This is a genomic window from Dietzia sp. 179-F 9C3 NHS (assembly GCF_045369825.1).
In the GTDB taxonomy this organism is placed as follows: domain Bacteria; phylum Actinomycetota; class Actinomycetes; order Mycobacteriales; family Mycobacteriaceae; genus Dietzia.
On record NZ_JBIQES010000006.1, the window covers coordinates 125,547 to 147,223 of the forward strand.

Consider the following 21,677-nt stretch of genomic DNA (forward strand, 5'->3'; position numbering starts at 1 on the left):
CAGGTAGAAGGCCTGTAGTTTTTATTCGCTTTACATATGTAGATGTCACTGTTTGGCGGTTTTGCCAACAGTGCAGTGTGTGGGGCATATCGTGGGGCGTGAGGCCAGATCACTTTTCTGAGTCGTACTTGGAGGCCCGCCATGTCGCCCGCTGACCGTGCACCTCGGGTTGACCTTCACCCGGCGCGAACTGGCAGGCCTCGTGCACGTGGGCAGCAACTGAGACCAAACGAGCGCGTCCTCGTTTCGGCGAGGCTGCCAGCGGAGCTCGCCGCGCAGGTCTATGAAGCTGCCTACCAGAGCCAGAAGCCCGTGAGCGGAGTCGTCGCCGACCTATTGGCGCAGGCGCTCAGGAATTCGGGGGAGGCCACGACGTAGAACCACACGTCGGCGTAAGACGCCGAAAATGCGAAGAAAGGCCGGGCGGCCACCCGACCTTCTCGCTGGATCCACCCACACGGAGATTGTGGGGCTTCGCCTGTGATCGCAGGAACAACCTCAGCGGAGGATTCCCTTGTCTTGTCTAGCAGATCGTTTCGAAACCCGGTTCGTCAACCCTTGGCGGGCAGCCGGATGACCAAGGTGACATGGTCGTTTCGGTGGGAAGGTATACAGGGAGCGCAGGAGTGGCGCGAGGGTCTCGGCCCGACCGACTTCCGATGCTTAAGACCATTCCGGGCAGTTCGCGCAAGTGCGCGGTCGAGGAACATCGCGGCCCGACCTTGGAGTCACACCATCGGTGGTGTGCTGGATGTGGAGTCCGGTCTCGAACACGACCTCGTGCGCAAGCTGGATAGAGACCCTCGAGTCAATTGGCTGACGCCGCAGCCTTGCCAGATTTCTTGGGAGGCGAGCACAGGACGGCGGTCCCATGTTCCGGATCTCTTGTCGGTGGACACGGACGGACAAGTGACGATCTGGGATGTCCGGCCAGTCGAGAAGCAGGACGAAGACTTCCTCAACGCCATGCCTGTCACGAGAGAAGCCTGCTCGGCTCTGGGGTGGAGCTACACAGTGTTCTCCGAACTCAGCCGGGTGGAACGGCTGAACCTCCTATGGCTGGGCGGTTTTCGTCGTCCCCCGAGCTGGATCGAAGCCGTGCGGCCGCTCCTCATCGAAGAAGTTCGACTCCGCGGCACCGTGAAACTTGGCGAACTGATGCGACTGGACCGGGGGGACGGCCTCGTGAAAGCGGGGATCTGGCACCTCATCTGGTCCGGGCAACTCGAATGCGACCTGACAAGTCGAATCAATCTCAACAGCGAGATCCGAACTTCGGTAGGTGCGCAGTGAGCGATCGCCGGCCCAGGGCGCGTACCCAAATCCAACTTGGTGACCTCGTTCTCGTTCCAGAAGGCCTCCATCGCGTCACCAGTGTCCTACCCAGCGGACTGCAGTTCATGACCGCCACCGGAGAAGCGGAGATAATCGGCTTTGGCGACCTTGCGGAAGCTCGGGTAGTGAAAGACGGGCAGATCGCTGCGATGTCGGCGTCGCTCCAGCCCTTGTGGGAGGCGTTGTCAGACCAGGCCAGAGAGGCGGCCTTGTTCCGGCTCGAGGTCGTCATGGAGGTTGTGACGGGCTACAGAGAAGGTCACGCTGAGTTGGCGCGACCCGGTGAGCCGCGATATCCGTTCGGCCCCAGTGGAGCATCCGAGGCCCGTCGAGCAGAAGCGATGGCGAACTACCTGGCAAGTGAGTTCGAGCTCGACCGCGCTCGTAGCCGTAGACGCGCGCAGGGGGACGACTCCGGTGAACCTCCCTCAAGTAGTGCGATTCGAGGCTGGATCCGGAGGTGGCGAGATCATGGACTCATCGGACTGATTGACGGCCGTGCGCTGAAACCACGGCAGGAATGGAATCAGATCGACCCGACTTACCGAGACGTTGCTGAATCGATGGTCAGAGCGTTTGACGGAGATCGATCCTCGGTCAACATTGGTGAACTCGATCGACGGATCACTGTCGCTTTGAAGCGAGCCGGGCTGGATTACAAGCCACCTGCGAAGCGCATCAAGGCACGGTATCTGTCATGGCTGATGCACACTCGTGGATCAACAACGAGGACGCAGAAGACCCAGTCGCTCCGCAAGACCTCGGGCTACGAGCACTACCCGGCGATGCGGCCCGGCCAGGTCGTCGCGATCGATGCCACGCGAGCGGATTGCCTGGTGAGAGACCTAGAAACGGGCGAGGTCTTCAGTGTAGAAGTGCTCACCGCGATCGATGTTGCGACCCGCGTTGTACTGGCATTACGCGTCGTTCCAAAGTCCGCGGACGCTGTTGACGCCGGTTTGCTGCTCTATGACGTGTGCAGACCGTTTTCCATGCTGGTCGAAGGGACGTCCATCTCTGACTGGCGGTGGTGCGGTCTGCCGGACCAGGTGCACCTGCCCACCACGATTGATGGCAAGACCAACGTAGTGCCGGAATACGACACCCTCCAAGGCGAACACGTCATCCCCTCTGTGATGCCAGATGCAGTGCGCAGCGATCTTGGTGCGAACTTCAAGTCGAATCACTTCCAGGACCTTCTGGCATCCCTCGGAATCGATTACTTGCCGACGCGGGGAGGTAGGCCAACGGACAATCCCCACGTCGAGAGGTTCCATGAAACTCTGCAGCGCGCTTGGCAGCAGATTCCTGGATACAAGGGCAGGAACACTGGAGAGCGCGGCGCCAAGGTCGAAACAGAAGCCCTGCTCACCGCCCATGAATTGGAACAGCATCTCCGACGATTCGTGAGCCTGGACTACCACCGGACTGTGCATTCGGGGCTTCACGTCCCAGGTGAGCCCAATACCAAACTGACTCCGCTCGAAATGTGGGATGCCCTCACCGAAGTCACCGGTCGCATCGATGTGCCGCAAAGAGCCGACATGGTCTTCGACTTCCTCCCGATCCACTGGGGAGTGATTCGACATGACGGAGTAAAGGTCAAGGGCCTCGTTTACGATTCCGAGTGCCTGGATGCCTACAGGAATAGCCGCAAGGGACGCTTCCGGGAGAAGGACGCGAGCGCGCCGTTCTACCGTGATCCGCATGACCTGAGCCGAATGTGGTTTCGAGACCCCATCTCTGGAGATGTTCATGAAATCCCGTGGAGAGGTGCGGGACTAACCGATGCTCCTATGACGGACGCGCTCGTCGATGCTGCGTGGACGATCGTCAGGAACCGCGACGGATTCAAGCGGATTAATCCCGAACATGTCCGGCAGTTGCTCGCAGACGAGCTGTCCGAGCTCACGACGCACACCGAGCGGTTCTCTGAACCCGCACGAATCCGCACAGCGCGATTGCGCAGAGCTCAGTCTCGGAAGGACCTAGGCGAAGCAGTCGATGCAGCGGCTAGAGATCCCTTGCGAGCGGCGCCACTGGTTTCGGAGGCAGTCGGAAGTGCGGTCGTCGACTTCGATGCCCCGTGGGGCAAATTGGACCTCGGTGATGTCGGAGAACAGCTGTGACTGCGCGCCGATGGCACAGGTCATGTATCGAGCCCGACGTACGCGCACCTGACGTACTCGAAGAGACATGCCTTTCCGACAAGACTGTCCGTCGCCAGTACGCGACTGAGGTGAGCCAGTGGTACCGCTGGAACTTTCTGATGACCTCAGACCGCGAGTCGATTTCAGCACAGCTCTCAGAGGTCGTCACCGCGAACTTCGATTCGCCGCCTGGCGCCAAGACCTTCGCGTCCATTACCGGTCCGAATGGGACAGGCAAGAGCTCACTCGTTCGGAAGTGGGCGAAGGATCGATATCTGCAGTGGACGGCGGACTACGCGACCTCGGGCCCAGACGAGACTCCAGTCTGGTTCCCAGATGCTCAGACTGAGTGTGACGTCGTTCCGGTGTGCTGGGTGAACCTGCCTTCGGCGGCGAGGGTCAAGGACTTGAACGCCGTGGTCCTCGAGTTCTTGGAGCTGCCCGGGGAAGGCGTGGCCCGCCTTCAGACCGGACGGATGCTCAGGGCATGCGAACGGCATCGCGTACGCCTACTGATCATCGACGATGCACACCTTCTCAAGTCGGGCCAGCGAATCGGCAGGGAAGTTCTCGATCACGTGAAGGTCCTCAACACGGAGCTTGGGGAACTCGGTGCATCGATAGTCCTAGTGGGCGCCGATCTGGAGGGCGGCGAGCTTCTCACGGACCCGCAGATCGCGGCGAGATTGAAGACGCACGCACTTGGCCCTATGGCCGCAGGAACGGACGCCGAACGTCTCCAATGGCAGATGCTGCTGGCGGAGCAGGAGCTCCTTCTCGCGCCGCATCTTCCGCAGTCCGAGCCCGGTGACCTGCATGATCAGCTTGCTGGACTGCTGTGGGCGCGCACGCAAGGCTACTTGGGAGACCTGCGTGACCTACTCGCTGAGGGCGCCGGCAGTGCGATAGCGGACGGGAGCGGTGCTATCACTCGGGCTCACATCGAGTCGGTACGACTGAGTGCTCGCGCAGAAGAAGGGCAGGCCCGCCTGGAAGGACGGCAGCGATGACGGCAAACGCCCCCAGGCTGCCCACACGGCTGTCTCCAGCCCGGCAGGAGACGTTGGCGTCATTCGTTTCCCGATGTGCTGATGCCAACGACATCCCGATATCGCTGGTACTCAAGGGGTGTCCCGGTCTCACGGCAGCAGACCTGACGAGCCGCAAGACCCTTCCACTCAGTCAGCTCGCTCACCGACTGTCCGTTCGGGAAGACGAACTTGATGCCCTGTGCGGCCGGCATCGACTGATCCACCCACCGCCCCGGATACCTGGCCTCCTCCAGGGCTCCCGGTGGATCTGTCCGCTCTGCGAAGTCCAAGGGATTCGCACACACTGCGAGAAGACCTGGCTGCGTTTCGCCTGCGAGGAGCACCGCGTCTACCTGCAGGTCGACCACCGTGGACCTCAAGAAGTGATGGTGGCCAGCGATAAGGCCCTGACGCTCCAGGCTCGGGCCAACATGCTCCTGTGCGACAACACCGACGCGTTCTTTGCCGGAGTCCGACTCCTTTCGCTCATGAAGGAACTGCAACGCCTCAGCAAGGCAGTACGGCCCCATGAGATCCAGCCGGGGACACGCCACGTGTTCGAGTGGCTGGAGCAAGTCCAGATCACACGTGAGTACTACGTCCTGACACCTCAACACGCGGCGATACTGCTGAACAGTCTGATGCCGATCGTGAACTGCAGACATTTCGACGAAGAGATAAGACGAAACCTCCGGGTCCTCTGCGAACGACGTGTCAACCAAGATGGGCGCGAAGAGAGCGTGGTGCTTGCGCGACGGCAGGCGTTAGAGGAGATCGCCAGTCTGCTGCTCATCGGAAAGCGGATCGCCTGGCTCGTCGATGTACATGGCCTTCACGAGGACGACGTCCCGACGATCTTCATTGGGAAGCGGGACAAGGTTCGGCACACCCTGCAAAGCCAGGATTGGTGGGGTCGACAAGGCGCGCCGGGAATGTGGAACGCGCTGCGGCAGTCGTGCAACGACGTCCACGAAGCCGTGGCCGCATACAGAATGGGGCCGGGAAGCCAGGCGCAATCCGTGCTCAAGGCTGCACAACGTGCTCGTCCTTCGATTGGCCCTACTGGAGGGTCGCCAATCACACCTACAAGGTTCGCAGTGGAACTGACGCAGCTTCTTGGCCACCGCCGGACTCGCGGGGCACGCCCCGGCAGGATCGGGCTTCCCGGTCCGGCAGTCAAATGGCTGGTTCCTGAGATCGAGGCGAGCCCTGGGATGCGTGACGTTCTCGAGGATTGGTTGTGGTTGCAGACCCTGGAGCCCGGGCCGGAGTTGAGGTCGGACGGCGTTGTACCCCTCGAAGAAATCTGGCGGTTGGATGCCCAGATGACGGTCGAACAGAAGCTGCAGCTTCTTGAGCTCCGCGATTCTGTTATTGATGACGTCGAAGGCCGAAGTCGCGAGCGTTTCCCCGAGGAGTCGACCGGTTCGGGAACTCGACAGGTCCAACGGGGCCAGCACCGAGCCGGCTGACTTCCATGAACAGCTCGATCCATCGTCTGCCTGCCCGGGTGCAACTCACTGACGGGGAAGCTCTCGACTCCTTTCTGGAGAGGGTTGCAGTCGCCAACGAGCTGACCGCAGTCGACATGGTTCGGCTCCTCGATCCCCGCCCGGGCTCGGGATCGCTGCTGTTCGCACTCGTTCAGCCATCGAACGAGCTACTCGGGCGTATTGAGCTTCTGACGGCTCTGGGAATCGATGACGCTAGGAGCGCGACCCTGCAGCGTTTCGCGTACTGCCGGCCGTTGGACTTCAGCGGCTTCGAGGAACCATCGGTAGCGTCCTTTCGGGTGCTCTCGGCCCGCGGCTGGTTTCCCTTGCAGGGCACACAGGTCTGTCCCGAATGCCTTCGATCAGGACGCTGGCTCATCGAATGGAGACTTCCACACATTGCGGTGTGCGACACGCACGTGAGCTACTTGGTGCCCTCGTGCGAACAATGTGGCCAACGCTTCCGGAGCCGTAGGGCAAGTCCCCTCAGGCCCGATCTTTCCGCCGAGCAACTCTGCGGAAATCCTCTCGGACCCCGACGAAACTGCCGCCATTCGGTCCTGATGCACTCTGTGACACAGGCACCCCCCACAGCCGTCGAAGCGAGTGAAGCGGTGCGCGAAGCGTTAGCGGGGATCCCGCAGCAATGCCTTGGGGTGGCGGCATCGCCGGAGCTCTACCTGGCCGAGTTGCGGGCACTGACCGTGCTTCTCATGCACATCGCAACGCGCTCGGCCCCCGACCAAGGGAAGGACTGGGCGAGACGGCTGCGAGTGGAAGCGGGCCAGCGGCGGACGGAACTCCGGGGGCCGCGGTGGGGTATCAGGCCGGCCGACGACCCAGAGGTCCGCGGTGAGGCGATAGCAGCCGCGCATGAGATTCTGACCGCCTCGACTCTCGACGGGGCGGCGGCTCTGCTTGACCCTTGGATAACGCACATCCCGAACACTCAGGCCGGCCAGGCGGCTTGGATACGCAATCGAACTCCACACGCACCGCTGCTGGGAACGATCGTGGAGAAGTGCCTGCACACGCGCCAAAGCCCGTCACGCCAACTCGAGATTCGAATCCGAACGGACTTGGATGACTCGCGAATTCCGCAGGTCATTCCAGCAGACCTCTACGAGATGCGTGTTGCGCCGATCATGAGATCTCGTTCAACTCTGGGCCGGCGATTCGTCAGCCTGTGTCTGGCGAAGACCGCGCGACCTGCGCGCTCATGGACAGATTCGGCGGTCGCTCTTGGATTCCAAGCGGAGATCGGACCGAGAACCGCGCGAGCGGTTACCAAGTTCCTCAACCTATCTGAGTCTGAGTTCGCAGGTGCATTGGAGTACGTAGCCGAGGCATTAGATCGCGATACCGATTACCGGAGAATCGAGACTGTCGTTAGGACGCTGGCTTCCGAGCCCGAGACGTGGTTCCCCGACTGGGCCAGGTCCCAAACTCCGCGCCGGAGGGCAGCGGCATTGCCGTATGCGATCACCTGGATGTGGACGGAAGTCGCCCACGCGGACGCTGACACAAGCCCTGGGTGGGAGTCAGCCCCCACCTCCAAGGACAAGGCCAACTTCCGTGCGTTCTGTGACCGCCTCCAGGAGCCAGCGCAGAGCGGCCTTCGTGCTGCTGTGAACGTAGCCAAGTGATTCCCTCACGCCCGAGTTAGCGTCAAATTTGTTGGCTTGGACCTTGGCGCGTCTTCTCTCATCAAGGTGGATGGGAACGCCTCCTCGTGGGTGCCGGCGGCGTCCAACTCGCGGCCTGGAGTTCGGTGAGCGTCGTGTCGCAACTCGGCCCATTCGGCGAGGCTGCTTGTAGCGGGCGCCACATCGCTGTCGACAGCGGGTCTCCCGCCTGGCAGCAGACCTCCGTGGGGTGCGAGTCGGTGAACTCCGGCATGCGAACGAATGGCTACGTTTGCGTTCAGGGTGGCCCCTTGTTGGCGTTGCTCTGTTCTAGGTTCGCTCGAAGTAGAGTCACATCCTGTGAGTAACGAGCTTCAATCCCTCCTCGATCGGGTCGCGAGTACCGATCCCGCGACGGCGAAAGAGCTGCGCCGGCACGTCGACGCACTGCAGTCGCGCCGGCAGTTCGGCCTGAACTTTGAACGGCACACTCCGGAGTCTGTGGCGCTGACCGGACGGTCGATTCTGGCCGGCGACAAGGTGCGGTTCTTACCCGAACGAGGAGAGACGACGCCAGAGTCGGTCGCGACGTGGATCGTGACAAGGATTAGGGGGCCGAAAGAGGCAAGAGTCGCCGAGCTGATAGACCCGCGGACAAAAATGGAGTCCTCGCGCTTGGTTTCGGACCTGGTGTTCGTCGCGGACTTCCGCGATCCGATTTACCCGGGACTGGTGTCGACTGGCCGAATCCAACGTGGCGGCGACAACAAGCCGTTTCATACGGTGATCAATGCGGAGAACTATCACGCGCTGGAGGCGATGCTATTCACCAACCGTGGCAAGGTTGACTGCATCTACATCGATCCTCCGTACAACACTCGAGCGAACGACTGGAAGTACAACAACAACTACGTCGATCCGGGTGATAACTACGCGCACTCGAAGTGGTTGGCGTTCATGGAGCGACGTCTGAGGGTCGCCCGTGAGCTGCTCAACCCAGCAGACGCCGTGCTCCTCGTAACTATCGACGAGAAGGAGTTCTTGCGCCTAGGCCTCTTACTCGAGCAGACATTCCCGGAAGCGCGAATTCAGATGGTAAGCGTCGCGATAAACCCGTCTGGCCAGAAACGTGACGGGGCGTTCAGGCGCTCTGATGAGTACCTATTCGTGGTCTCTTTTGGTCGCGCCGAGCCGTCACCATTGGTCCTGGGCCCCGAGTGGCGGGGTGGCAAGTCCACCTCGACTGGCAAGATTCGCTGGGACGGCTTCCTTCGCAGTGGTACTGGTGCGCAGCGTGACGAAAGCCCCTTGAAGTTCTATCCAGTCATAGTCTCAGAATCAGGCAAGATTCTTAGGTTTGGAGATCCGATTCCGGTCGGCGCACGGCGTGAAGACTACGACGGCCTGAACATGGGCGAAGTGGCCATATGGCCGATCCGCCGCGATGGCAGCGAGGGGCGATGGCAGACAAACGTCACTACTGCAAAGAGGCTTCTGGCCAAAGGGTTCATTCGTACTGGTCGCTTCAACGGCGAACGTACTGCAGTCTCCTACTTGAAGATGGGTGAGCAGAACAAGTTGGCGCAAGGCGTGTACGGGGCATACACGCTAGGTGCGGATGGCTACGTGGTCGTAGAAAGCGCAGCCGCCCAGGGGAATAGGGCTACTCCGACGACTCAGTGGAATCTGACGGCACATTCGGCAGCAGACCACGGCTCGAGCTTGCTGCGCAAGATGATCCCCGGCAGATCCTTCCCCTTCCCCAAGTCCCTATATGCAGTTGAGGACGCACTGCGCTTCTTCGTCGCCGACAAGCCAGGTGCACTCATCGTCGACTTCTTCGCAGGGTCCGGCACGACGGCGCATGCTGTGATGCGTCTGAACAGGGAGGACGATGGTCGGCGGCGGTCGATATCGGTGACGAACAACGAGGTCAACGACGAGGAGGTATCGCTACTCGAGCGCGGATTGCGCGCCGGCGACCCAGAGTGGGACTCCCGAGGAATCTGCGAACGCGTGACCAAGCCACGAATCAAGGCTGCGGTGACGGGGCGCACGCCTGAAGGTGTGCCGATCGACGCCGACTACTCGTTCGGTGACGAGTTCCCAATGTCAGACGGCTTCGAGGAGAACGTCGAGTTCTTCACACTGACCTATGAGAACGCTTCACTGGTCGAGTTGGACATGGCGTTTGAGCGGATCTCACCGCTGCTGTGGATGCGGGCAGGCGCCCAGGGCAGGATCATTAGCGAGCGCAGCGACACATTCGAGGTCGCTGACACCTACGCGGTGCTATTCAGCGTTGACGCGGCGAATCCTTTCCTTGCTGCGGTGGAGGGGGACGAGGGGCTGCGCGTCGCCTACATCGTCACAGACGACGAACCGCAGTACCAGGCGATCCTGGGGCAGTTGCCAAGTGGAGTAGAGGCGGTCCGGCTCTACGAGTCGTATCTTCGGACGTTTGAGATCAACACTGGGAGAGCCTGAACCATGCGCTTCGTGCTGAAGGATTATCAGGTCGACGCCGTCGAGAAGATCCTCACCAGGCTGGGGTACGCCAAGGAGGACTGGCACGGTCGCGATGAACGGACGGCGTTCGCACTGTCGTCAACTACGGGTTCGGGTAAGACAGTCATCGCGGCGACGGTGATTGAAGCGCTACTGCACGGCAGCGATGAGTTCGACGTGGAAGCCGATCAGAGTGCCGTGGTGCTGTGGGTGTCCAAGGACCCGGCGCTCAACGAACAGACCCGAAGCCGGTTTATCGAGTGCGCAGACCGGATTCCGCCGGGTGACCTGGTGCTGTTGGACAAGAGTTTCGCGGGCAGTTCGCTCAGGTCAGGCAAGGTCTACTTCATAAATCCGGACAAGCTGCGCACTGGCGCCGACTTCGTGAAGCACACCGATTCCCGGCGTCACACCTTTTGGGAGATCTTGGACAGCACGATCGCCGACGTAGATAAGACGCTGTACGTGGTACTCGATGAAGCGCATGAGGGCATGAAGGCGCAGTCGGGAACCGATCAGTCGATCGTGCAAAAGCTCATCAATGGCAACGGGGTGAACCGCCCGGTGCCGATTGTGCTCGGGATTTCGGCCACGGTTAAGCGATTCGACGCCGCGATGGAGAAGGCGTCAGTATTCACGAAGCGAAGCAACGTCGAGATAGAACCGAAAGACGTCCAGGCATCTGGCCTGCTGAAAAGCGCACTGACGCTTGATATTCCGGACGAGTCGGGAGACTTCTCCACCGCGATGGTGCGGGATGCCACTGCTGACTTCGTCGAAGTCTGTGATCGGTGGAAGGCATACTGTGCGCAGGAGGCGATCGATCCGGTCCTGCCGCTCCTGGTGGTTCAGATTCCAAACAAGACTGCAGGCGAGGAGGACTCTGAGAAGGCGCTCGCCGAGGAGGACGACCTCATCCGCCTCGTGCTGGAAACGGTCCGCAAGAACTGGCCGGACATGCCGGCTGACTGCGTTGCGCACGTACTTGGAGATAGGGCAACGATCGAGGTCGCCGGTTATGAGATCCAGAAGGTGGCGGCGCAGGATATTGAGGGTGACTACCGAATTCGAGTACTGATCGCCAAAGATGCGGTCTCGACTGGCTGGGACTGCCCTCGAGCCGAGGTGCTGGTCTCGCTGCGACCGGCAAGAGATGACACCTACGTCACCCAACTACTCGGTCGCATGGTTCGGACGCCGCTGGCCCAGTCTACCAGCGAAGATAGACTAAACAGTGCAGCCTGCTACTTGCCCTACTTTGACAAGGCGACCGCGAGGCTAGTGGCTGAAGAGATCATGGGCATCATCCCGCCGCGTGCGGGCGGCCCCAGTGCTCCGGTGCGGAACGTCATGTTCGCCCCGGTCGCACTGGCACGCAATCCAGAGGTCGATGTCGCGGTCGTTGAGCTAATTAGCGATCTGCCGTCATACACGAAACCGGCTACGCTTCCTAAGCCGATCAAGCGAATCCTCAAGTCGGCGGGCGAACTTGCACGTGACGAGCTAGTGGTCGGTGCTGACCAGGCTGCACATGCGGCGATGTTCGAGGTACTTGACGGGATCATGGCGACCAATGAAACAGCCGTCGAGCAACAAGCTGAGCAGATTATGACCGCCAGTATTCGGCGCATTACGGCCAAGCATGGTGCCGTAGAATCGTCGGATTCGACGGAGTCCCGGTCTGCGGATGCGACGACGGTCGACGATGCGCTGCGTCACCTGCGCCGGATGTTGACCACGTCAGTAGTTAATAGGTACCTCCGGCGGGACATGCAGGAGGCCATCCGCAAGGGTTACGAGGCCGGTGAACCCGACATCGACATCGTTGCCGTCCGCGCTCGCGTGGCGGCGCTGGCGTTCATCGACGTGGACGTTCTAAGGCCTGTCGAAGATGCAGCGGACTCGCTCACCCGCCTCTGGCTGAGTACCAAGCGCAACGAAATCAAGTCACTGAAGGACTCGCGCAAGCGCGCTTACGAGGCCATCGAGGACATGGCCCGTGAGCCCGAGCGTGTGTCCATTGAGATCAAGCATGAAGAGCGCGTCGGTACCCAGGATGCCGATGGCAACACGTTGCCGACGGTGCGCTTGCATGTGCTCTCTACGGTCGACGGTGACTACCCGCTCGATCTAATGATGACGAGGAATCGGTGGGAGCGGGCCATAATTGCGCATGAGCTGGCGAACGGTTTCATCGAGGGCTGGTACCGGAATCCGTCCTCAGCCGGAAAGCATTCGCTGCGAATTGCGCACAAGTCAGGCGACACGTGGAAGTCAGTGCAGCCTGACTTTGTGTTCGTGCACCGTGTTAACGGTGACCTGCTGCCGTCGATAATCGATCCGCACGGTGCTCACCTGGGCGACTCGGCCCCCAAGCTCAAAGCTCTGGCGCAGTATGCAGACGAGCATGGTGACCGCTTTGACCGCATCGTTGCTGTCGGCATTGACAATGGCGGTGACTTGATCGGCCTGAATTTGAAGAGTGCAGCAGTTCGAGCCGCCGTTTACGGATCGCCGGCTGACAGCGATTCGATCAAGGAGCTATACGAGAAGCGCGGCACCAAATACACTACAATTCCTGATGGCCTTCAGGTTGTGAGTTGAGCCTCTTCCAGTAAGCGCGAAATCCATTAGGATTATGCCGTCAGGCTAAGGCTCGCACGCCCGTATTTGCGCCGATAAGTCGCGTGACTTAAAACTGTGGTCCAGTGCGGTGACGGTCTCATTCGGCCAATCCTGCGGGAATAATTCTACCCTCTGACTCTCAGCCGAGCTTGGATCTGTTATGTGTCACCAGCATTCATGTGTGCCCGATGCCATCTCGGCTCGGGAGTACACCATGAAGCAACTGTCACACACGATTGAGGTTTCAGGCGTACTGCATGTGCACTTTTTGCAGCGCGGGCACTTAAAGGCTTGGCAGCTCTCACACCGTCCACTCGACTGCCTCGCATCGAAGGCCGCCTCGCACGCTGGGTTGGAGCACTCTCGTAGCGGGTAGGTCCATGTTCCTGAGCGACTAACGGTAGTAGGCCGGAGCGCGAGGAACACATACCGCTCCTCATAGTCCAACGCGCCTTCGACCCAAAGATCATCCAGTAGAGCCCCAGTTTTGTACTCAATGCCTTCGTGGAACTCCCTCCGCACTGCAGAGTAAGTCGCTTCGCTGGCTACACGCGCAAATCCCTCCTGCAAGAATCCACGCGGGGGCTGCGGATCAGTGTACGAACTGGCGGATGAGATCACGGTCCCATCGACGTCGGCGACCGCAAGGATCCACCGGGAATCTGACGGTAGCATCTTGAGCACGCGCATCACGACTGCGGAACGGGAGGCCTCCGACCTGGCGAACAGGCCGGACATCACGTCAGCAGGGTGTAGTGCCGCATTGTGGAAGTCACCCTCCCCCACGGGCATCAGAATTTGTGCGGCTATCTGGTCGGACACCTGCTCTTCGATCGTGAGTCGGGCCCCGTCGGCCATATCGATGAGCGTGAAGCCCCACTGGTCGTGTGTCTGCTGTAGGTGATGGCCGAGTTCGTGGAGCAGAGTGAAGTTGTCGCGACGTGATGTAGCGGGGTGGAGATGGATTGTCGGCGGGGTCGGACGGTAGTAGCCGCCCCCGCCGCAGCCGGTGTCCACGAGTCCCTGTTCGATCTCAACCTTCAGCACGCCGCTACCGGAGAGGGTCTTTAGCGGGTCACTGGCCAGTGCCGGCAGGTCAAAGGTGGTGCATTCAGCGATAAGTCGCGCGGCGATCGCTGCTGCGTCACCCTTGGCTCCGAGTACTCCCCACCCATCCAAGGCGTCAACCGGCATCTCGGCCAGCGCGTCCGATTGCGTCGCGCAACTTGGACTCCCGCAGATTGTCGCCGTCGTTGCGGGCCGCTAGTGCGAACTCTCGGCGGGCGGAGCGGCGAATCGCCTCCTCCACTATCCCAGTCTCCGCTACGCGGGCGAGGACGTCTCGCTTGAATCGCGGGTGGGCAATATCGACGACGACGTCTGAAAGGGGATCTGATCCGGTAAGCGACTCACTCTCAACCCCGAGACGCTCAACTAGTGCGGCGAGTTGGTCAGCGGTGATCGGAGTGACGCCGGTCATGACTGAGCGCAACTCCGGCAGTCCAAGACCCAGCACTTCGCCGACGATCCGTGCATCGCCGCCCGCCCGCTGGACCTTCGTGGACTCCAGGAATGACCCTTCCTCAGCGCCACCGCTGTTGAAGCACAGTGCGGACCAATGAGCGACCATTGAGCGGTCAGCCTCGGCGTTCTCGGGATCGTGAGCGAAAGTTGACGCGAAGGCTAGACCGGGGTCTTCGTCGTCGTCTAGCGCGATAGACAACTGAGGAATGCGGTCCGGCGAGAGCAGTTGACCCAAGCTGCGATCGAGCAAATGGTTGCCGATCCCGGTCTCCCTCGTCGGCCAAAGTGTGACGGGCACACCGAGGGGGGTGTCTTCTACTACCAGTCCAGGTGAGAAAGACGCCTCACCGGGCAGGGTGACTGGCCACGCAAGCGCGTAGTCGGACTTGGCGGCCGCAACCACTGCGTGTCCGACGACCTCACCATTCCAGGATAAGACCCACAGGTCACCTACGCGGACCTGCGTACTCTGCGCACCCCTGGCCCACAGCTCTTGCGCTGACGCCGGTAGGTCGGCAGGCCAGTTGACGCTCACCGCTGGTCCCCTCGATGGTTGCTGGAAAAAGAAGTGTCAGAGTACACGTCATGAGTCGTGAAGTCGGCTTCGATATACCTCTCGCGCCACGTTTACCTCGTTCTCGGGCAGGCGCCCCAGGAACTCACACTTGCCAGCATGCCCCGTAACCGACTTATGAACTGGGTGGATATAGCGGGCAGTCCACCACCCAGCGGCACCGAGGCGCGTGGCGTGAATCTGAGGCATCGCTTCGCTGGGTTTGTCTTCCGGCCTCGCATCGCTTGTCACGCGGGCGAGCCCCGCCCATGTGGTGTCGTTACGGCGCTCGGCCATACACGCCATGGGCCGGGCGGGCTTCCCGACGCGTGCCGGGTTCGCTGTGGCTTCTCTAGTGACCCAGTAGGCGTCCCCGAACTTGGCGTGTCGTTCTGGCATGCGTCGCAGTGTACAAGCGGATACTGACAGGTCCCGGCTCACCGCTCGGGGCCCGAACTGTCCTTACCGACCTGGTCCCTAGGGCGTGTCTCCTATTTGGCGTAGCCAGGTCAGGATGGCGCAGAGGGTGACGGCGCCGCGGTAGATGACGGCGTGCTTGTCGTAGCGGGTGGCTAACGCCCGCCACTGTTTGGCCAGGGCGAAGGATCGTTCGACGACGTTGCGGTGCTTGTAGAGGTCAGCATCGAACTTCGGGGGTCTGCCGCCTTTGCTGCCTCGGCGCTTGCGTGCGGCGATCGTGCCGCTCTTGTCGGGGATGACCGCGTCGATCCGGCGGCGCCGTAGTTCTCGTCGGGTGATGCCGCTGGAGTAGGCCTTGTCGGCGATCACCGCGTCCGGGCGGGTCCGGGGCCGACCCGGTCCACGGCGGGGCACGGCGATGTCGGCGAGGACCTCTGGGAGCATCGCGCCGTCGTTGCGTTGTCCACCGGTGATGACGTTCGCCAGGGGCCGACCACGCCCGTCGACCGCCGAATGGATCTTTGTCGTCAGGCCGCCTCGAGAGCGCCCGATGCCGTGACCTGCAGGTTCACACTCCTCAGGTGGCTGATTCTTGTGATTCGCCCGAGCCCCCTGTGTCCTGCTCGGGGCGGGTCGTGTTCGTCGCATGCTGGTGCGCGCGGCAGATCGTGGCGTCCACCGAGACGTTCCAGTCGATCATCCCGGCACTGTCGGCGCCGACGAGGATCTGCTGCAGGATCCGATCCCACGTGCCGTCCCGGCTGTAGCGGGCGTGACGCTTCCACACCGTCTGCCACGGGCCGAACTCCTCCCGTGGAAGATCCCGCCACGGGATGCCGGCCCGGTAGCGGTAGATGATCCCCTCGACCACCTTCCTGTTGTCACCGAAGGGATGCCCTTGCCGACCCTCGTTCGAGGGCAACAGGGGCTCGATCCGCTCCCACTGCTCATCGGTGAACTGCCGAAACCGAGACTTCGTCGACGCCATGTGGACACTGTCTCGCGAGTCGCCACGCAACTAAGGGAGACACGCCCTAGATGTCGCCAGAACCGTCAGCCGTTTGCGAAGCCTGCGCGCCTCTCACCCTTAACGCACTGGCTGCTCCTCGCTGCCGGGTTGCGCCACCGTTCCCTCCGGTAGGCGGGTGCCAGTTCAGCGGGCCGGCAGCTACTTTGACAAGCGCGGTCGTGGCGCGCACCTTTCCGCAAAGTACACCGGCGTGTCCCGTCAATCTGGACTGCATAGCGACAGCGGCCGCCCGATGCTCGGGCGTGGGCGCGTGAAGGTGCGGTGGCCGCAGCACGGTCGGTGTGGCGCGGTCTCCGTTCACGGGTGAGTAGGGGACCAGATATGTGGCTGGTGGTGTCGGTGGCGAGAGGTGTCGCTGGGCCGCAGGTGGGCGCGCCCGGCATGGGCCGGCTGTTCGTGGATGACGGCCCTTGCCCACGCGTTCGGGGACCGGTGTTTCACGGTTCTCGTGGTGTCGGTGCGCGCCGTGACCGCGAGCACGAGGGAGCGTGGTGCCGCGGGCGGTGGGCCGGTCCGGCTGCCACCCGGGCGGGCGGGGTCGAGGGCGTCGGCGGCTGCTGCATCCGCGCGGGGCGCCGGAAGGCTCGGGGACAGAACGGCGCACCAGCCAAGCGCCACTTCGATACGAGGAGCACCATGACCGAGCAGACCACCCCCCGCACCTGCTACGCCCGGGCGGGCGCGACCCTCGACACGCTGCGGGACCAGATCGACACCATGCGACGCCGCGCGGAGCGGATGGCGGCGCGGTCCTGCCGGTCGCCGCAGCTGCGCGCCGACTGCGACGAGATCATCGCCGCCCTCGACCGGATCGACGGTGAGATCTGTGAGCGCCTGACGATGCTCACCGCCGACCACACGAGCCGGGGCGACGGCGCCGACTACGGGCACCTGACCACGAGCACCGTGAACGAGTACCAGCCCCTGCTGCGCTACTACCACCGCCGCAACGAGGCCGCCCAGGTCTTGCACAACGCCGTGCCCGACAACGCCTGACCTGACGGCAGGCCCACTCGTGCCCGGCCCCGCCCCTCACCCTCCTGGAGGTGGCGGGGCCGCCGTCATGTGCACCCGCAACGTGCCGGCGGCCGCCCCCCCCCGGCGGGGGCGGCCTGTGTCGGCGCTCCGGCCCGGTCGCGGCTCGGTGTCTCCCGCGGGAGACACTGACGGGTTCTGTCCGTGACTGTCCGCACGGTTCGATCCGGGACGGCGCAGACCGGCGTAGCGTCTTGCCGTATGTGCGGTCGGTATTCGGTAGCTGTTAGCGGCGCTGACCTCGTCGCCGCCCTGGAGCTGGACGGCACAGAGCCGGGATTGGAGTGGGAGGCTGCCTACTCGGTTGCGCCCCGGACCAGAGCTCCAGTGATCCGGGATCGCCTGGCCGGCGACCAGCGGGTGCGCGAGGCGTTCCTGCCCACGTGGGGGCTGCGGCCGTCGTGGGCCAAGGAGAAGGGGCCTCGGCCGATCAACGCCCGCCTGGAGGGGGTCGCCACCAACGGGATGTTCCGTTCCGCCTTCGCCTCAGCACGCGCCCTCGTCCCGATGACCGGCTACTACGAGTGGCAGGAAGCCGTCGAGGACGGCAAGGCGGTCAAGAACCCCTCCTACGTCCACGCGACCGGCGACGAGCTCCTGGCCGCCGCTGGGCTGCTCGCGTTCCACCGCGACAGCGACGACGAGGACTGGAAGGCGACGTTCACCATCATCACGCGCACCGGTGAAGACGCCGCGGGACAGGTCCATGACCGGATGCCGGTGTTCCTCACCCCCGCCGCGTGGGACACCTGGCTGAACCCGGAGAAGATCGCCAAAGACCACGCCGGCGATCTACTCGACCTGCTCGACGGCGAATCCCGCGCCGTCGCATCCACGCTGCAGACCCGCCCAGTGTCCCGCGCAGTGAACAACGTCCGCACCCTGAACCGCCACGACCCAGGGTTGATCGAGCCCGCGGAACACTAGACCGTCATCTACGAAGCCGGCGCCGGGTAGGTCATGCCCGGCCTTATCTCCCAGGGAGACGACAGGCGCCGCTGTCCGCAGATAGTCGCAGGCCAAGGGGGTGTCCCCCCGCGCCCCCAGAGCACCACCGCGCTGGAGGCCGTCTCCAGCGCCCGTGGTCCGCCAGGGCGGTTCGCACGGTGTCGGTCAGTGGGCCGGGCCAGGTGTCGTCCATTGACCCAATATGTGGCCGCGGCGCAGTGCTTCGGGCCGGCTTCGTCGACGCCGGCGACGGCCACAGCCAGCCCGATCGTGCTCGCTGTTGAGGCGGTCACGACATGCTGCTGCACCGCGGGGCGGGGACGTGACGATGGATCGGCATCACCCCGCGTAGTGGACTGCGCGGGCCGCCCCCCCAACTCGAGGAGTATGACCATGCCGAACTGGGCCACCTGCACCATCTCGTTCGCCGGACCCACCCAGGGGGTGGCGGCCATCCGGGACAGCCTCGCCCCGAGTGGCGACGACTCGAATCGTCGGTTCGACTTCGACAAGCTGCTGCCCACCCCGCCCGAACTGCTTGACGTCGTCTCTCCGATGAAGATCGTCGACGACCAGGAGGCCGCCGACGCGATCAACAAGGACTTCGGCGGCGTGCGCGCGGTCACCAGGGCTACAGCGCAGCGGTTCCTCGACGAGTACGGCGCGGCGGATTGGTACCAGTGGCGACTCGCCAACTGGGGGACCAAGTGGGCCGGGAGTTATGCGGAGGTCCTGCTCGACTCCCCAGGCGAGTTGATCGTGCGGTTCGACACGGCGTGGACCGAACCCGGCCAGCTGTTGCAGGCCATGAGCCAGAAGCACGGGCTCACCGTCACCGGCGGAGTCATCTACGAAGACGGCAGCGAGTTCGCACCCGTCGCCTACTTCCCCGACGACGACGACACCAGTGACCCCCAGGAGTTGTTCGAGCAGCGTTTCGTCGTGCGCGAGGAGACCGACCACGACCCGGACGAGCCCGAGTTCACCTGGGTCAACCGCTGGATCGAACTGGCCGCGTGACCGCCCCCGCCCCGGTCACTGCTGGCCGGGGCGGGGACTGGACGGGGTATGGCGGCCCGGTAGGCAGCGGCCCGCCACTGTCTCCCGGTGTCTCCCTCGCCTGTCGGCTACCGGCGCCAGGCCCGCACGAGCGTGTGCGGTGCGAGCGGGGCGTCCTCGGGGCCTTTGATGTAGGACTCGATCCACTGAGTTCGGCGCTGGGAACGGCCCGGTCCGTGAGCCTGCTGCCGCCAATGCCCGCGTACGACCCACCGGGTTGAGTAGTGGCGGCCGCTATCTTCGCTGCTGGCGGTCTCTTCCGGATCTGCGGGGACCGTTCGCATGGGCCGGGCATCGACGACCCGCACCTGCCCGACGGGCACCGTCACCGACTCAGCCGCCCTGCTCTCGCCTGTCCGCGGCTGTACGTCACGAGAGCGGGCCACGGCCGGCATCGCCATCAGATGCCAGGCCGCCCCCAGGAACGCGGCCACCCCCAAATTCTCTGCGAACATTTCCCCCTCGAGTCCGTTGGGGAAAGATGAGTCGTCGGCGAAGTCAGCCGGCAGCGGGACTTCGATCACAGAATTGGGGACCAGGACACCGTGCGGAGGGCGCAGCGCCTCGGGCATGCGCTCCCTTTTTACAAGAGTCTCGACCCTCAACCCGTTCTCGACCGAAAACCACATCATGCCGTCGACCGGATGGGGCTCCTCTCTCGATCGGCTCCCGGGCAGGGAGTGGGCGGGCAGTGGAGTCTCGAACACCATCAGTCCGACCGGCCAGTGCATGTCCCGGCCGTCGAGGGTGGGGATGTCTTGGGAGGCGTCCAGCGCAATGTCTGCCATGTCAGTGGCCACCCAGAACAGCTCGGCGTCATGAACAGCGCTAGCAGCTCTCTCCGCGTCACGAAGATTCTCTAGTAAGCCGGCGCGTTCTTGATCGGTGGCTTCGTCATACCCCTGCTGGGTGAAGTAGTCCAAGGTGCTGCCAGCATCCTGGACTCGATCTCGGTAAGGGCGCGCCAGGCTGTCGCGGATCCCCGCCACCGCGTACGGGGACCAAGACTGCTTGCGTCTCATCGGCGGATGGTGGTGGGTTCGGTCATCCCAGAATCGTAGAACGTCCACACATGCGCGGGCGGAGCTTGTGAACTGCTGCACCGTCGAGAGCCGGGCAGAGGGTGGAGCCACCAACCCACCCCTGACCGGAAGGCCCGCCATGACCACTGCGCTCGACCGCCCCACTGCCACCAACCTCGACGAGCTGCCCCACCTCCCCCACTCCGAGTTCAAGGCCCGCGTCCTGCCCGCCCTCACGGGCAAGGGCCACCAGCCCGACAAGGGCATCGGCCAGTACACGACCGGCGCCACCGACGAGGGCTGGGGCCGCGTGTACGTCGTCGTCACCACCGCGGTGGACTGCCCCACCGTTCTGCGGCGCCCGCGCGCCCGTTCCAACACCCGCCCGATGGCGCTGTTGCTGCCGCGCCTCGACGAGGGCACCTACCCGCACCTGGCCGGGCTGGCCCGCAGCTACAGCCACGAGTTCGTGCTCCGGGAGGCCATCGGAGACGACGCGGGCCGCGCGGTGTGCGTGATCCAGCCCGGCAAGGTCACCGAGCCGCACTGGACACACCGGAAGCGCGACCCCCGCAACTGACCAGACCACTTCCCTGCCCTCGAGGAGCCCCGGATGAGCCGCCACACCCCTGCCCCGCCGAACCCTGACGAGCTGAACGCCCGCACCGCCTCCGACCTGGCGGCGGAAGCCGGGCGCGTCTACGAGTACCTGGCACGTATCGCGCACGGTGCCGCCACGATCGCCGAACAGTGCGCGGAATCCGCCGCCCTGGACGACGTGGACGAGGACTACGGGCCGCAGGGGACGATCCCCACGGTGGATGCCTACGCAGATCACGCGCGGCGGGCCGCGACAGCGGCCGAGCTCGCGGCCGACAGCGCCGCCAACAGTGACGTGGTCAACGCGGCAGCCGAGGACCTGGATCCTGCCGCGGTGGCGGAGGTTGCCCGGCACCTCGCCGAGCAGATCGCCACCGCCCTGCAGGCGCTCACTACATCCCCACGTCCCTGACCGCGGCCAGCGCGGTGCGCCCGGCCACCAGCTCTCCCGCTGAGTGGCCCGCGACGAGATCGACGAGTTCCGCCGCGACGCGCTCTCCGGCGACTACGAGTACGTGTTCGCCACCGCCGAACGTCGGGCACTCACCGTCTGACTCCGCTCCTCCCCACGGCCCCCGCCGCGAGGCGGGGGCCGAGTCGCGCCCGCCCGTCTCCCAGGGAGACAACCCTCCCTTCTGTCCGGTGATTCCCCCAGGTCACACGCTGGTGGCGGTGCGAGCTGCTGCACCTCGCCAGGGCGGGAGGATCGTTGCTCCCAC

17 protein-coding genes are annotated in these 21,677 nt (G+C 63.4%); 12 read left to right on the forward strand and 5 right to left on the reverse strand.

The window, feature by feature from the left end:
• Positions 1-573 precede the first annotated feature (573 nt).
• The 3 genes from ACH0BZ_RS09165 to ACH0BZ_RS09175 all read left to right on the forward strand — a co-directional run bounded on the left by ACH0BZ_RS09165 (position 574) and on the right by ACH0BZ_RS09175 (position 4,495).
• Positions 574-1,293 carry a TnsA-like heteromeric transposase endonuclease subunit gene (locus tag ACH0BZ_RS09165; protein WP_406897884.1) on the forward strand — a complete coding sequence of 240 codons (720 nt, stop codon included), beginning with the start codon at positions 574-576 and terminating at the stop codon, positions 1,291-1,293.
• Between the two features lie 107 nt (positions 1,294-1,400).
• Positions 1,401-3,464, forward strand: a complete 2,064-nt coding sequence (locus tag ACH0BZ_RS09170) for an integrase (RefSeq protein ID WP_406897886.1) — start codon at positions 1,401-1,403, stop codon at positions 3,462-3,464.
• 110 nt (positions 3,465-3,574) lie between these two features.
• Positions 3,575-4,495 carry a TniB family NTP-binding protein gene (locus ACH0BZ_RS09175; RefSeq protein WP_406897888.1) on the forward strand — a complete coding sequence of 307 codons (921 nt, stop codon included), beginning with the start codon at positions 3,575-3,577 and terminating at the stop codon, positions 4,493-4,495.
• Between the two features lie 59 nt (positions 4,496-4,554).
• On the opposite strand, the gene ACH0BZ_RS09180 is transcribed toward ACH0BZ_RS09175, so the two are convergent.
• Entirely contained in the window at positions 4,555-4,884 is a 330-nt protein-coding gene (locus tag ACH0BZ_RS09180) for a hypothetical protein (protein ID WP_406897890.1), read from the reverse strand.
• Between the two features lie 21 nt (positions 4,885-4,905).
• On the opposite strand from ACH0BZ_RS09180, the gene ACH0BZ_RS09185 reads away from it, so the two are divergent.
• From ACH0BZ_RS09185 to ACH0BZ_RS09200, 4 genes are all read left to right on the forward strand, one after another.
• Entirely contained in the window at positions 4,906-5,988 is a 1,083-nt protein-coding gene (locus ACH0BZ_RS09185) for a hypothetical protein (protein WP_406897892.1), read from the forward strand.
• A 5-nt stretch (positions 5,989-5,993) separates the two neighbouring features.
• Entirely contained in the window at positions 5,994-7,655 is a 1,662-nt protein-coding gene (locus ACH0BZ_RS09190; protein WP_406897893.1) for a TniQ family protein, read from the forward strand.
• A gap of 339 nt (positions 7,656-7,994) precedes the next feature.
• Positions 7,995-10,121, forward strand: coding sequence for a site-specific DNA-methyltransferase (locus ACH0BZ_RS09195; protein WP_406897894.1), 2,127 nt, complete (start codon positions 7,995-7,997; stop codon positions 10,119-10,121).
• A gap of 3 nt (positions 10,122-10,124) precedes the next feature.
• Positions 10,125-12,746, forward strand: coding sequence for a DEAD/DEAH box helicase (locus ACH0BZ_RS09200; RefSeq protein ID WP_406897896.1), 2,622 nt, complete (start codon positions 10,125-10,127; stop codon positions 12,744-12,746).
• Between the two features lie 186 nt (positions 12,747-12,932).
• On the opposite strand, the gene ACH0BZ_RS09205 is transcribed toward ACH0BZ_RS09200, so the two are convergent.
• From ACH0BZ_RS09205 to ACH0BZ_RS09215, 3 genes are all read right to left on the reverse strand, one after another.
• Positions 12,933-13,961, reverse strand: a complete 1,029-nt coding sequence (locus tag ACH0BZ_RS09205; protein WP_406897897.1) for an ImmA/IrrE family metallo-endopeptidase — start codon at positions 13,959-13,961, stop codon at positions 12,933-12,935.
• Entirely contained in the window at positions 13,951-14,826 is an 876-nt protein-coding gene (locus ACH0BZ_RS09210) for a hypothetical protein (RefSeq protein WP_406897899.1), read from the reverse strand. The genes ACH0BZ_RS09205 and ACH0BZ_RS09210 overlap by 11 nt, the downstream gene beginning before the upstream one ends.
• A 495-nt stretch (positions 14,827-15,321) precedes the next feature.
• Positions 15,322-16,252 (reverse strand): IS5 family transposase gene (locus ACH0BZ_RS09215; RefSeq protein WP_406897901.1). Its coding sequence is split into 2 segments (ribosomal slippage): positions 15,322-15,904 and positions 15,903-16,252, totalling 933 coding nucleotides; the frame shifts between segments, so codons are not numbered across the junction.
• A 678-nt stretch (positions 16,253-16,930) separates the two neighbouring features.
• On the opposite strand from ACH0BZ_RS09215, the gene ACH0BZ_RS09220 reads away from it, so the two are divergent.
• From ACH0BZ_RS09220 to ACH0BZ_RS09230, 3 genes are all read left to right on the forward strand, one after another.
• Entirely contained in the window at positions 16,931-17,290 is a 360-nt protein-coding gene (locus ACH0BZ_RS09220) for a hypothetical protein (protein ID WP_406897902.1), read from the forward strand.
• Positions 17,291-17,530: 240 nt separating this feature from the next.
• Positions 17,531-18,256, forward strand: a complete 726-nt coding sequence (locus ACH0BZ_RS09225) for an SOS response-associated peptidase (protein ID WP_406897904.1) — start codon at positions 17,531-17,533, stop codon at positions 18,254-18,256.
• 414 nt (positions 18,257-18,670) lie between these two features.
• Entirely contained in the window at positions 18,671-19,297 is a 627-nt protein-coding gene (locus tag ACH0BZ_RS09230; RefSeq protein WP_406897905.1) for a hypothetical protein, read from the forward strand.
• A gap of 107 nt (positions 19,298-19,404) precedes the next feature.
• Here the strand turns inward: ACH0BZ_RS09230 and ACH0BZ_RS09235 are convergent, their stop codons facing one another.
• On the reverse strand, positions 19,405-20,358 hold the full coding sequence (locus tag ACH0BZ_RS09235; protein ID WP_406897907.1) for a hypothetical protein: 954 nt from the start codon (positions 20,356-20,358) through the stop codon (positions 19,405-19,407).
• Between the two features lie 139 nt (positions 20,359-20,497).
• Between ACH0BZ_RS09235 and ACH0BZ_RS09240 the strand changes: the two genes are divergently transcribed.
• Positions 20,498-20,938, forward strand: a complete 441-nt coding sequence (locus ACH0BZ_RS09240; RefSeq protein ID WP_406897908.1) for a hypothetical protein — start codon at positions 20,498-20,500, stop codon at positions 20,936-20,938.
• 33 nt (positions 20,939-20,971) lie between these two features.
• The gene (locus ACH0BZ_RS09245; RefSeq protein WP_406897910.1) at positions 20,972-21,370 is read left to right on the forward strand and encodes a hypothetical protein; all 399 of its coding nucleotides are present in this window, start codon (positions 20,972-20,974) and stop codon (positions 21,368-21,370) included.
• Positions 21,371-21,677 lie beyond the last annotated feature (307 nt).